General features: G+C 61.8%; 8 protein-coding genes. 3 read left to right on the top strand and 5 right to left on the bottom strand.

Annotation, left to right across the window (positions count from 1 at the left end; all coding sequences use genetic code 11):
* Positions 1-334: 334 nt before the first annotated feature.
* Entirely contained in the window at positions 335-2,998 is a 2,664-nt protein-coding gene (locus HHL14_RS25615; RefSeq protein WP_169500385.1) for a glycosyl hydrolase family 28 protein, read from the top strand.
* 161 nt (positions 2,999-3,159) lie between these two features.
* Here the strand turns inward: HHL14_RS25615 and HHL14_RS25610 are convergent, their stop codons facing one another.
* A complete protein-coding gene (locus HHL14_RS25610) occupies positions 3,160-4,026 on the bottom strand; it encodes an IclR family transcriptional regulator (protein WP_169500384.1) in 867 nt (288 codons plus the stop codon).
* 117 nt (positions 4,027-4,143) lie between these two features.
* Here HHL14_RS25610 and HHL14_RS25605 point away from each other — a divergent pair, with 117 nt between their 5' ends.
* A complete protein-coding gene (locus HHL14_RS25605; protein WP_169500383.1) occupies positions 4,144-6,489 on the top strand; it encodes a cytochrome P450/oxidoreductase in 2,346 nt (781 codons plus the stop codon).
* A 192-nt stretch (positions 6,490-6,681) separates the two neighbouring features.
* On the opposite strand, the gene HHL14_RS25600 is transcribed toward HHL14_RS25605, so the two are convergent.
* The 4 genes from HHL14_RS25600 to HHL14_RS25585 all read right to left on the bottom strand — a co-directional run bounded on the left by HHL14_RS25600 (position 6,682) and on the right by HHL14_RS25585 (position 12,425).
* Positions 6,682-8,232 carry a sulfatase family protein gene (locus HHL14_RS25600; RefSeq protein WP_230413189.1) on the bottom strand — a complete coding sequence of 517 codons (1,551 nt, stop codon included), beginning with the start codon at positions 8,230-8,232 and terminating at the stop codon, positions 6,682-6,684.
* A gap of 165 nt (positions 8,233-8,397) precedes the next feature.
* Positions 8,398-9,495, bottom strand: coding sequence for a porin (locus HHL14_RS25595; RefSeq protein ID WP_169500381.1), 1,098 nt, complete (start codon positions 9,493-9,495; stop codon positions 8,398-8,400).
* A gap of 59 nt (positions 9,496-9,554) precedes the next feature.
* A complete protein-coding gene (locus tag HHL14_RS25590) occupies positions 9,555-10,850 on the bottom strand; it encodes an MFS transporter (RefSeq protein WP_169500380.1) in 1,296 nt (431 codons plus the stop codon).
* 138 nt (positions 10,851-10,988) lie between these two features.
* On the bottom strand, positions 10,989-12,425 hold the full coding sequence (locus HHL14_RS25585; protein WP_169500379.1) for an NAD-dependent succinate-semialdehyde dehydrogenase: 1,437 nt from the start codon (positions 12,423-12,425) through the stop codon (positions 10,989-10,991).
* 77 nt (positions 12,426-12,502) lie between these two features.
* Here HHL14_RS25585 and HHL14_RS25580 point away from each other — a divergent pair, with 77 nt between their 5' ends.
* Positions 12,503-13,462 carry a LysR family transcriptional regulator gene (locus HHL14_RS25580; protein ID WP_230413194.1) on the top strand — a complete coding sequence of 320 codons (960 nt, stop codon included), beginning with the start codon at positions 12,503-12,505 and terminating at the stop codon, positions 13,460-13,462.
* The last annotated feature ends 60 nt before the right edge of the window (positions 13,463-13,522 follow it).

Raw genomic sequence — 13,522 nt, 5'->3', positions numbered from 1 at the left:
GAAGGGCAGAGCGGACCTGACGGTCGAGCGGCAGCCGCACAGCACAAGCCTATTAATGAGATCGTAATCCTTTGTCAGGCAAGGAATGTATTCCGCATGGCGAGCGTGAATGGTTCCGCTCGTAGATCGAATTCGCGTGTCCACATAAGCACCGAAACGGCCTGGGAGGGCATGTCGCGCGTCGCGTGGTCGGCTGTAACTTTACGTGATATCTTATACGATGTCTTATAACAAATAGCCGTGTCCCGCCTGCCGGCGACGCTCCCTACGCGCTGTCGCGAGGAGCGAGCGGGCGTGCTGAACACGAACAGAATCCACCCCAAGGAGATGACTTATGAAGATGCGCTCGGTCCGGGAGCTGTTGGCTCTTGGCCTGTTTGTCCTGACCGTCGCCGGTTGCGGTGACGGTCATGGCGTTGCAGGCTCAAGTAGCAGCTCGACCACATCCACCGGCACGACCAGCCCGACCTCGCCCTCAAAGCCGTCCTGGTCGCCGGGTCGTTATGCGGCCGACAACAACTTGCCCGACTCGCCGTCACTGCCGGCGGACACGCAGGTCTGCTCGACGCTGCAAGCCAGCAACACGCTGATCAAGAACGCGGACGGCTCGCTGCCGCTCAGCTCGGACCCGACGCCCGCTGCGTACGGCGGCGCGACCACCGCGCTGAACAACCCCGACCAGGCGCGTATCCAGGCCGCGCTCGACGCGTGCGGCGCAGCCGTCGATGCCGAAGTCGGCGCGAAGATCGCGCAGGCCGACCAGCAGGCGGCCGCTACGCAGCAGGCCGCGAATAACCCGCTCGTCAACATCGCGGGTGCATCGGGCGAAACGCTGTCGAATCCCACCTACAAGGCGACCAAGTTCGCGGTGCGTCTCGTCAAGAACAGCAGCGGCGCGGGCAATGCATTCCTGAGCGGTCCGCTGGTGCTGCCGTCGGGTGTCACGTTGTGGGTCGACGACGGCGTCACGCTGTTCGCGAGCCGCGATGTCGTGGTCTACGACAAGACCACGCAAGACCGCCCGAATGCGATCACCTGCGGCGCCGCGATCAATAACCCCAGTGGGCTTCCCGCGCCGAGCGGCACGCTCAACGCGGGCACGGCGACGATCGCCGGCACGAGCGGCATGCAGAACTGCTACCCGCTGATTCGCGGCAACCACACGGTCAACGCATCGGTGATGGGCACGGGTTCGATCGATGCGCGCGGCTACATGCCGCTCATCAGCTCGTCGTCGCAGTATCCGATGATCCGCTGGGCCACCGGCGTCACGGAAGCGTTCACCTACTCGGGCAACAACATCACCGGCGTGACGACGCCGAAGTTCAGCTGCACCAACACGATCGCCGCGTACCGCGCGGGCACGCTCGCGCCGGAAGGCACCGCGTGCGACGTGGTCACCGCGATGGGCAAGACGACACTCACCACGCCGGCCGTGACCTACGTGGTGAACCGTCAGGCTACCAGCGTGCCGAGCGGCTACTCGGTTACCGGCGGCGGCTGTAACGCCAGCACGACCGGTTGCGCGCGCTGGGTGCCGGCGAGCTGGTGGGACATCTCGTACCACGGCAACAAGGACATCGGCGGCGGCCCGTACAGCTTCCAGGGCAACCCGGGGATGTTCTGGATGCAGCAGTCGAAGAACCTGTCGCTGTACCAGATCACGTTCCGCAACAGCACCTTCTTCACCGTCGAAGCCGACGGCGTGGACGGCCTGACCGTGTGGGGCATCAAGATCATCACGCCGTTGCTGCCGGATGCGGCGAACCAGGCGAGCGTCGGCATGAACAACGACGGTTTCGACGGCGTTAGCGGTTCGTACTCGCACCTCTACACCGGCGCGACGATCGACGCGAGCTCGACCGGCGTGAAGAACACCGACGGCGTCGACCCGAGCGTGGCGGCAGCGCCCGAGCATGCGGCACTGGGCACGGGCAGCAAGACGACCTCGTCGGGCCAGGTGTACTTCGACGGCTACGTGAAGAACGTCGCGATCGTGTACAACTTCCTGAGCCCGTCCGACGACAACGTCGCGTTCAAGGGTGGTCTGATGGATCCGCGTCCGAGCGCTACGCACGGCGCGCAGAACGGTTCCGATCCGACGAAGATGGTGTGGGGCATCGACGGCAATCGCGACGTTTCGTCGAACCGCACCTACGGCATTACGGTTGCGCATAACCACAACTACAACGGCCACGGTCTGTCGATCGGCAGCCCGACGAATGCAGGTGTCCGAAACATTCACTTCTACGACAACTACTTCGACAATATCTACGACGGCACCAACTCGTCGACGGATATGGGCATTGTGGGTCTGCGCATCAAGAGCGGCCAGGCGCGCGGCGGTGACGTCAGCAACATCTACTACGACGGCGCATGTATGCGTGGCGTGAAGGACTTCCTCGTGTTCGACATGTACTACACGGGCCCGAGTGCCGACCCGATTTCGTACACGGGCCTCGGCTGGTTGATCCCGAGCTTCCACGACATCAACCTGAGCAACATCCGCATGATGAACATCCCGGCGAACAAGTCGGCGGGCAAGAACGGCGGCGGCAATCTGACCTTCCGCGGTCTGCATGCCGATACCGCTTACGCCAATACGCAGAGCGTGATCCAGCTGAACCTGGATAACGTGGTTGCGGACAAGGACGTCGTGATGGGCATCTCGAACCTGAGCAAGCCGGTCGTGAACATCGGTTCGACGGATGGCTCGTCGCAGTCGAAGGGCGCCGATGCAACGCTGAACCTCGGCGCGAACGTGAGCCTGATCGGTCAGTCGTTCGCTCACGGTTCGGGCGGCATCCTGACGAACACGTCGAGCGGCGCGGGCAAGTACACGAGCCCGACCAACACGCTCAACCTGACCGTCAACGGCAGCGACGATGCGGGCGCGGCGAGCGACACGGACCCGGCGGCGACGATCGTCGCGGCGAATCCGAAGCTGTCGCTGTGCGATCAGGCTTCGTCCTGGCCGGTGTTCCCGAACGTGAAGTAAGCGGCGTTTGGTGAAAGAGAGGACTCGCGGCGATGCGCTGCGGGTTCCACGAAGCCCCACGGGTAACCGTGGGGCTTTTTTCATTGCGGGTTTCGGCAGTGCCGGTTCATCGCGACGTCAGTCATCCTCGTCGTGACCGGCGCTTGCCCGTCTTCATTCCACTAGACCGAACTGGTCCGGTCGGTCGGCCCGGATTCAGGAAGATATCCGAGCCGGGTGCTGATAGCTTGCGCTTCCCGCTGCACCGCTTTCGCAATCAACCCATCGACGGACGAGTCGAATCCACCCGTCGCACCGAGCGACGTAAGCGTTGCACAGAGTCGGCCGTTGAAATCGAAAATCGGTGCGGCAACGGCACTGATTCCTTTCAGATTGGTGTCCTTGACCGTTGCGCACCCGGCCGCCCGAATCTCGCGCCGCAACTGGCCGACGGGATCGTTGCGATCGAGGAGTGCCAGCAGATCGGCGGGCGAATGCCGCAGCTCTTCTTCCGCCATCGTTCGAACGCGAGATTCATCGAGCAGCCCGAGAAAGAGCCGGCCCGTCGCCGACCATAAGAGCGACATGACCGAGCCGGCCCGCACGTTGACCGTGACAGGCAGCCCCGGCTCCTCGAAACGTACGATCGTCGGTCCCCGATTGCCCATCACCGCGATGAAGGAGGTGACTTCGAGGCTTTCCCGCAGACGCACGAGTGATTGTTCGGCAAGCCGGATCGGGTCGGCGAGCCGCATCGCGGCGAGGCCGATGGTGATGCACTCGCTTCCCAGCAGGTATTCCTGGGTGCCGGGTTCCTGCGTCACCAGCGATTCTTCCATCAGGCTCACCAGATAGCGGTGAACCTTCGCCGGATTTTCGCCGACCTGCGACGCCAGCGCGGTGAGCGACGCGCGTCCGCCGATTGTCGCGAGGCTCTTCAGTACGTTCATCGCAGTCGACGCCGACTGCACACGCTGACGGCGCTCACGTTCGCGCTCAGGCGCGGCCGCTGCGACTTCGATTTTTTCGATTGCTGGCGCTTTTTTCATCTGTTCATTCTAACGGGGCGCGGCTAACGGCCGTCGGCCTTGCCACGTTTACCCTGTAGAGGTGATTACGCAATGCGTACTATAGTTACGCTAAATCGATACGGCAAGGAGACACGCATGAGCGACGCCCTGAACCCGGATCGCGCTTCGGCGTGTCCATTTCACCAAAGCGCAGCCACCGGCACGCCGACGACGCCGACAGGCTGCCCCGTCAGCCCGCGCGCTGCGGAATTCGATCCGTTCGAAGACGGTTACCAGCAGGATCCGCCGGAATATGTGCGTTGGGCGCGCAACGAGGAACCTGTTTTCTATAGTCCGAAGCTGGGCTACTGGGTGGTGACTCGCTATGAAGACATCAAGGCCATCTTTCGCGACAACCTGACATTCAGCCCGTCGATTGCGCTCGAGAAGATCACGCCGACTGGCCCCGAGGCCAATGCTGTGCTGGCGTCATATGGCTATGCAATGAACCGCACGCTGGTGAACGAAGACGAGCCCGCGCATATGCCGCGCCGTCGCGCGCTGATGGACCCTTTCACGCCGGAAGCGCTCGCGCATCACGAGCCGATGGTGCGCCGTCTCGCGCGCGAATATGTCGACCGGTTCATCGACGACGGCAAGGCCGACCTCGTCGACCAGATGCTGTGGGAGGTGCCGCTCACCGTTGCGCTGCATTTTCTGGGCGTACCGGAAGAAGACATGGACACCTTGCGGAAGTATTCGATTGCGCACACGGTCAACACCTGGGGACGGCCGAAACCGGAAGAGCAGGTCGAAGTCGCGCATGCGGTCGGCAATTTCTGGCAGTTTGCCGGGAAGGTACTGGACAAGATGAGGCTGGATCCGGACGGTCCGGGCTGGATGCAATACGGTATTCGCAAACAGAAGGAATTGCCCGAGGTCGTCACCGATTCTTATCTACATTCGATGATGATGGCGGGCATCGTAGCGGCGCACGAAACCACGGCCAACGCAACGGCCAACGCGATGAAGCTGTTGCTTCAGCATCCGCAGGTGTGGCGTGAGATCTGCGAAGATCCGGGCCTGATACCGAATGCCGTCGAAGAGTGTTTGCGGCATAACGGTTCGGTTGCCGCATGGCGCCGTCTCGTGACCAGGGACGTGACGATCGGCGGCATCGACATTGCCGCGGGTTCGAAGTTGCTCATCGTCACGTCTTCTGCGAATCATGACGAACATCACTTTGCCGACGCCGATCTGCTGGACATCAGGCGTGAGAATGCGAGCGATCAGCTCACCTTCGGCTATGGTTCGCATCAGTGCATGGGCAAGAACCTCGCGCGCATGGAAATGCAGATTTTCCTCGAGGAGTTCACACGGCGTCTGCCGCACATGCGTCTTGCGGAACAGCGCTTCACCTATGTACCGAACACGTCGTTTCGCGGCCCCGAGCATCTGCTGGTCGAATGGGATCCGACGTGCAATCCCGAACGTACCGATCCCTCGGTGCTCGAACCCCGGTTCGCGGTGCGCATCGGCGAGCCTTCCGCACAGGCAATCAGTCGTTCTGTGGTTGTCACCTCGGTGTCTGATGCGGGCGCGGACATCGTTCGTGTGAAGCTCGCCTCACGCGATGGCCAGCCGCTGCCTCGCTGGACGGCAGGCTCACATATCGACGTGGAGTGCGGACAGAGCGGAATGTCGCGGCAATACTCGCTTTGCGGCGACCCGGACGATGTGGGTACGTTCGAAATTGCCGTGCTCAGGGAATCGCAGGGACGAGGCGGTTCCGAGTGGATTCACAACCACGCCAAAGCGGGCGCATTGCTGCGCATACGCGGTCCACGCAATCATTTCCGGCTCGACGAAACAGCCGGCAAACTTATTTTGATCGCGGGTGGCATCGGTATCACGCCGATCAGCGCGATGGCTCGCCGCGCACGCGTGCTGGGGATCGATTACGAAGTGCATTTCAGTGGTCGCACGCGCGCATCGATGGCATTGCTCGATGAACTTACCGCGCTGCACGGCGAGCGTATGCACGTGTACGTTTCCGATGAAGGAACACGCAACGACTTCGGCGCGCTGCGGATAGCCGATGGAACCCAGGTCTATGCGTGCGGACCGGCGCGCATGCTCGACGCGCTGCAACAGGCGTGCGTCGACTGGCCTGACGACACGCTGAAAATCGAGCATTTCAAATCGACGACGCGTACGCTCGATCCGGACAAGGAGCATGCGTTCGAAGTCGAGCTGAAGAACACCGGGCTCGTCGTAACGGTGGCCGCCGATCAAACGCTGCTTGCCGCGCTGCGTCTCGCGAATGTCGACGTGCAGAGCGATTGCGAGGAAGGCCTGTGCGGCTCGTGCGAGGTGCGTGTGCTGGCCGGTGAAATCGAGCATCGCGACGTCGTGCTGACCAGAGGCGAACGGCAATCCAATACGCGGATGATGACCTGCTGCTCGCGTGCAAAAGGCACGAAGCTCGTGCTGGAGCTTTGATGCTTCGCGTCTGGCGCCGAGTGCATGCTCGAACGGATGGCGTGACGACACCCGAAGTGTCGTCCGGAAATGCCGCTGGACTGTCCTGACGGGAAAGCGGCCGATCGTCGGATGTGTCGTGCCCGACCTGATACGTCGAACACGCTCCGCCTGCGAGACCATCTTTCGCTTGCCGGGTGCGCGTGTTTCGTATCAGGCCAGTGCGCTGGGATAGGGGCTGGTATCGACGTGGTAGAGCATGCTGCGCGTGAGCGATTCCATCATCGCGGCGCGTGTCCCGGCGTACGCGGAATCATCCCAGCAATTGCGAAATTCAAGCGGATCTTCCTGCAGGTCATACAGTTCGCCCCATTGCACGCCGTCGTAAATGGTCAAACGGTAGCGCCGATTCATGAGCGTTCGGCAGCGGGTGCGGCCCTGGAAGCCAAGAATGACACGCTGATTTTCTTCTTCCAGCAGCAGATTTTCCCGCACGGATTCCTTGCGGCCGAGCATGACGGGCAGCATGCATTCGCCTTGCATGCCATTGAAGCGTGTCACGCCGGCACGATCGAGAATCGTAGGTGCGATGTCGATGCTGCTGAAGAGTGCATCGCTCGAACGGGCGCCGGCGACGCCGGCCGGATCTTTCCAGATGAACGGCACGCGGATCAATCCCTGATAGTGGATTGGCCCCTTCAGCATCAGACGATGATCGCCCAGATAATCGCCATGATCGCTCGTGAAAATCACCACGGTATTGTCGAGCAGCTTTGCGTCCTCAAGCGTATCCATGATCTGGCCGACGCGGTCGTCTATGTTGGTGATCGAACCGTAGTTCAGCGCGATCGCCTCGCGGGCCTCGCGTTCCGAGCATGCGAAGAGAGCAGGCGTGTGTTTGGCATCCTTACCGTTTGCGCGCCGGTCGAGCAGCCAGCGCAGGTGTGGAGGCATGGGCTCCGGGTGATGGAATGAGGCGGGCAAGCTCACGTCGTCCGGCATGTACATGTTCCAGTAGCGTCCCGGTGGCGTGAATGGATGATGCGGGTCGGGGAAGGATACCTGCAGGAAGAAAGGCCGGTCACTACTCGAGAAAGCACGTAGCTTCGCGCAGGCCCGATCGGCGATGTAGGCTGTCGGGTAGAGCTCCTCCGGTACCCGCGTGCGCCACGCCTGACCGAAGCGACTGAGTTCGTACTCCGGCGTCGGGACGGCCTGCTGACGTCCCGCTAGCTGTGCAACCTGCGGATGATTACTGCGTAGCCAGCGCAGATAGTGGCCGTGCACTTCATCGCTATGGTCGTCGACGAGATCCACTGTTTCGAAGCCGTAGAACGGATAGTCCAGCTCGAAAGCGTCGTCGGCCAGCCATTTTTCTTTCAGTTCCTGATCATAGCGGCCGGCGGGAGCGCGAAATGCTTCTCTGACGAGCCGATCCTCCGCCCGGACGGGCCAGGACGGCGGTAGGTTGGTCATGTTTTGAAAGTGCGCCTTGCCAACCAGTGCCGTCGAATAGCCGGTCACGCGCAGCATGTCGACGAAGGTGGTCGCATCGGTCGATAACGCAATGCCGTTGTGACGCGCGCCATGTGCGGATGGATAGCGACCGGTCAGAATGCTCGCGCGATTAGGCATGCATACCGGTGTCGCCACGTACATGCGGTCTGCTCGCCATCCCCCCGAGGCAAGCTGGTCGAGGTTGGGCGTTCGTACAATCGGGTTGCCATCCGCGCCCAGATGATCCGCACGTTGCTGATCGGTCATGATTAAGAGGAAGTTGGGCCGTTTCGATTGTGCTGGCATTGGAAGTGTCCCAAGGTCGGAAAGGGGAAAGGGGAAAGGGGAAAGGGGAAAGGGGAAAGGGGAAAGGGGAAAGGCGGCGGCGAGTCCGGGCACCCATACGCCCGAACCCGCTGGCGCAGGCTGCGTTCAGAAGCGGTTGCGCAGACCGACGCTGACGCCGGTCTGGTATTTTCGGTTCGGCATCTCGTCGTCAGCCGCACCCGATACCCGGTTGTAGTCGACCGTCGCATACAGCGTGGTCCGCTTTGACAACAGGTATTCGGCCAGCGCGACGAGCGCATAGCGATGCCCGCTGTCGGTCGTGCTTGCTCCCGGCGGTGTTTTTCTCGACTGGTCGAAATAGAATGCGTTGGTCAGTTTGAAGTCGGGCGCGAGGAACCACGAGAGCCCCGCTACATACGCGTTGTCCCAGCGCGGGTTGACGACGTTCGGGGCCGCCGTGCCGGTCAGAAACGCGTTCACGCGACCCGTCTCGTCGCGGCTGTGGTAGTAGCCGAGCCACGCTTCGGCTGGATAGGCCCGATATCGCAATTGCACGTTGTAGGAGGTTTGTGCCCGATTCGACAGATCGTGCGCGTCGACGTAGCCGATCTCCGCGCCCAGCGGCTCGGGGTCGATCGTCACCGACACGGACCTCATCGAGTTGGCGCTGAAGTCGCCTGCCTGATTACCCAGGCCATACGCTCCCCGGATCGCGAGCCGACCGCGCCGCCACGTGTAGAACGCCGTATTGTTTTCGCCGCGAAGAAAACCCGAAAACGCGATGGGGAGCCATTCGTTCTGAAGATAGTTGCCGACGGTCAATGGATCCCAGCCTTCTGTCAGATTCTGATAGACAGCATTTTGCTGCTGACCGAACGTGAGGGTGCCATAGGTGGCACTGGCAAGACCGACGTAAGCGTAGCGATTGAAGAGTACGCCTGATACCGACGACGCACCGTTAGGAAGACTGAAGCCCGACTCCAGCCTGAAGATGGCCGATAGTCCGTGACCCAGATCCTCGCTGCCGACGAGACCCCAACGGCTTTGGGAAATCGCGCCGTTGGTCAGGGACAGGACGCCGTCGTTGCCGGCATTGGCGCCCTTCAGGTAACGGACGCTGGCGTCCGCGACCCCATACAGGGTCACGCTCGACTGCGCGTGGGCCGCGCTGGCGGCAAACGCGAGCAACGTGGCGATAGTAACGGTAGTGGTAGTCGCGACGCATGCTGCCAGGTGTTTCATGAAGGTATCCTAAATATTATGGAGTGTTGTTTTGCGCAGCGATGAGAAATCCGCGCGGTTCAGCTGGACGTCGAGTGCGCGCCGGCCACTTCCAGAGAGGACGCCGGCTTTCGGGCGATCATGAATGCACAGGCGAGACTGAACAGCATGCCGGCGGTCGCGTAATATCCGGGAACCAGCTGGTTACCGGTCTGCGACACGAACCACGTCACGATGAAGGGCGTCGTGCCGCCGAACAGGGTCACTGCACCGTTGAAGCACACCGACAATCCTTGCGAGCGAACTTCGGTTGGAAAGAGTTCGGCGAGGGCGGTCGGCATCGCGGCATTCACGATTTGTGCGAGCACGTTGACAATCAGTTCGACGGTCAGCAGCGTGAAGAAGACTGGTGATGCCTGGAGCCAGATGAGACCAGGGAAGACGGACAGCGTCGTCAGCACGCAGCCGTAAACCATGGTTTTCCTGCGACCCCAGTGGTCCGCGAGCACGCCGAATCCGGGTGTTGTCAGCATGCGGGCGATGCCACCAAGCATGACCGCGAGAAAAGCGGACGGAGCCGCGAGATGGAGTTCCCGCACCGCGTACGACGGCATGTAGACGTTGAAGAAGATCTGCACGATATTGACGCCGGTCGCGAGACCGATACCGATGAAAATCGGTTTGCGGAATTCGACGAGAAAGGCGCCGAACGACTTGCGATTCCGTGCTTGCAGCGTGGCCTTGAACTCGGCGGGTTCTTCGATATGGCGGCGAATGTAGATGCCGACCGGTGCGATGATGAGCCCCACGGCGAAAGGCAGACGCCACCCCCAACTGTCGAGCTGCTCCGGCGCGAGAAGGTTCGTGACGAGATAGCCCGCTGCCGACGCGAGAGTTGCGGCGACTGCCTGGGAGAAGAGCATGAAGCTACCGAAAAAGCCCTTTCTGTTTTCCGGCGCGAACTCCACGAGCATCGCCGTGCCTCCGCCGAAATCCCCGCCGGCCGATATGCCTTGCAATACCCGGGCGACCAGCATGATGATCGACGCCCAGATGCCGATCGAGCTATAGGTCGGACAAAAGGTAATCAGCACGGTCGACACGAACATCATGTTCATGACGAGGAACAGCGCCGCTTTTCTGCCGACACGATCGGCGTAGACACCGAGCACCACCGCGCCGAAGATCCGGGCAAAGAACGACACGCCGAACGTGGCCGATGCCAGAAGTAGTCCGCTCGCCGCGGATGACGAAGGAAAGAAATGTTTGGCGACGATCCCCATCAAGAATCCGAAGGAGATGAAGTCGTACCATTCGAGAACATTGCCGATCGTTGAAGCCAGTACTACCCTGAAGCGGTTTCCGGTTACGTTCATCTTTGTCTCCACCCATAAGATGCCGACGGTGCGTGCCTTCTGTGGAGGTATCGCCCATCGACCTGTTTGTTGTACGTGTAATCTACAACTCCGGCTCGAGTTGCCGCACCTGTTTTGGTGGTAGCGACTCGCAAACATCTAGACGTCGGAAATGGCCACGGTCTTGGCCTGCAGATAGGCATCCAGAGACTCGGGGCCGCCCTCGTAACCGTATCCCGAGTCCTTTACGCCGCCGAAGGGCAGTTCGGGCCACGCGGCGGCGGCCTGGTTGACCCACAATGTTCCTGCTTGCACCTCGGCCGCAAGGCGGGAAACCGTCTTGATCGCGCGAGTGAAGGCGTAGGCCGAGAGCCCGTAATCGAGCCGGTTCGCCTCGGCGATGGCCTCACCGAGTTCCGCGAATCGCCAAACCGTCGCGACAGGACCGAACGGTTCGCTGTTCAGCACGAGGCTGTCTTTCGACGGCTCGGTCAATACGGTCGGCGCAAAGAAGTTGCCCGAATCGCCGAGGCGGACGCCGCCCGTCGCCAGCGACGCGCCTCGCGACAGCGCGTCGTGAGTCAAACGCTCCATGGCGTCGAGGCGCCGTTTGTTGGCGAGGGGCCCCATCGTGCTGCCTTCGAGCATTCCGTCTCCCACCCGGATCTCGCGGATACGGGCGAGGAATGTCTCCATGAATTCGTCGAAAGCGGTCTGTGCGACCATCATGCGCGTCGGCGACAGACAGATCTGACCGGCGTTGCGGAATTTCGCGTCGGCGAGCGTGCGCGCGGCCCGTGCCACGTCGGCGTCGGCGGCGACGATCACAGGCGCGTGACCGCCCAGCTCCATCGTGACGCGCTTCATGTGCATGCCGGCAAGTGCTGCCAGTTGTTTACCGACGGGTGTCGAGCCCGTGAAGGTGATTTTCCGGATCGCGCGGTGCGTAATCAGATGCTCGCTGATTTCTGCCGGTTCGCCGAAGACGAGCGCCAGAACGCCGGCGGGAAGGCCCGCATCGACGAAAGCTCTGACAAGTTCGGCTGCGGAGGCCGGGGTTTCCTCGGCTGCCTTCAAGACGAGCGAGCAGCCGCTCGCGAGCGCCGGAGCCACCTTGCGGGCCACCTGTGCGATCGGGAAATTCCAGGGCGTGAATGCGGCAACCGGGCCCACGGGCTCCTTCTGGACCATCTGCTGCACGCCGGCGGCGCGCGGCGGAACGATGCGGCCGTAGATACGCGGTGCTTCGTTCGCAGCCCAGCGGATGATGTCGGCGGACATGGCGATTTCCGCCCGGGACTCGGCAAGCGGTTTGCCTTGTTCGAGCGTCAGGAGGTTGGCGATCGACTCGGCGCGCTGGGTGAGCAGCTCGGCCGCGCCGAGCATGACGCGCGTGCGTTCCACGGCAGGAGTGCGGCGCCAGACCTCGAAGCCGGACGCCGCACATGCTACGGCATCGTCCAGATCGGTCGTGGTTGCGAGCGCAACGGTGCCGATGACCTCCTCATTGGCGGGATTGTGCACGGCGCGTGTGGCGTTGCGTCTCCCTTCGCGCCACACGTTGTCGATCAGCAGCAGTACGTTCGGGTAAGACATAGTCGATGCTCCATCGGAATGCTGAAGGGCGGTAGCGCTGGAAACGAGGCGAGGGCACGTGGACACCCGCTCCGTTGATGCATTATTCTGCGAAGAAAAATATCGACTCAATGGACTTGCGCAGGAACACATATCTTTTTCTTATGAATCTTCGCCACCTCACGTTTCTTCGTCTGATCATCGAAAAGGGCAGCTTTGCTGCTGCTGCGCAGACGGCTGGCGTAACTCAGACTGCGATTACGCTCGCCATGCAGGCGCTGGAACGCGAATTGGGGTTTGCGCTATTTCACAAGGAGGGGCGAAGGAAGTTCGCTACCGATCGGGCGCTCGCATTGGCGCGCAACGGGTATCAGTTGGACACCGCCGTCAGGGAGTTGCGTGTCGCACGCGGCGTCAGGTCGACGCAGTCTGCCAAGGGAACGCTACGCGTTGGAATGTCGCCGGCCGCCGGCTTGCTGTACGGCGCGACGGTTTTTCAGGCAGTGCATCAGCGTCAGAACCCGCCTACCGTGCAACTCGTCGCAGGTAGCGCCACGGACATGCTCGAACAACTCAAGCAGCGTTCGTTGGACCTGGTGATTGCACCCACGCCTCGAAAATTCAAGGCGGAGGGCTTGGTCCGTCACGTGCTGTACGTTGCTCAACCAGTGATCTGCGCACGCAAGGGACACCCGCTGGCCGGCGCGCGCAGTCTGGAGGAAATCGCGGGTGCGGGGTGGGTGGTCACGGGACCGGCCGGCACGCCAGGCAATCTGGTCGAGGAGGCGCTGCGGGTGAGAAAGCTCCCTTCGCCGCGTATCGAGGCGCTGTGCCCGGATTTCCGGATGCTGGTCCGGCTCGTCGCAGGGACGGATCTGCTGTGTGTCGTTCCTCATCAGATACTGGTGAGTACCGACGAGCAAGCCGCGATTCGACCGCTATCGATTCGCGAGGCGTTGCCGAGGTATGAAGTGTGTCTGCATTTTGCCGAAGCAGGATTGATCGACGGTTCGCCGCAGGCTCTCGTGGTCGAGGCGCTGCTGGCGAGCCTGCGATAGCGCGACGCTGATCGACAGTGCGAGGGTCTTGACTGGGATCGAGGCGACAACGATATGCAG

The sequence above is a fragment of the Paraburkholderia antibiotica genome, assembly GCF_012927125.1.
GTDB lineage: Bacteria > Pseudomonadota > Gammaproteobacteria > Burkholderiales > Burkholderiaceae > Paraburkholderia > Paraburkholderia antibiotica.
The sequence above is the reverse complement of the archived record's forward strand: the minus strand, read 5'-3'. Positions and strand labels throughout refer to the sequence as shown.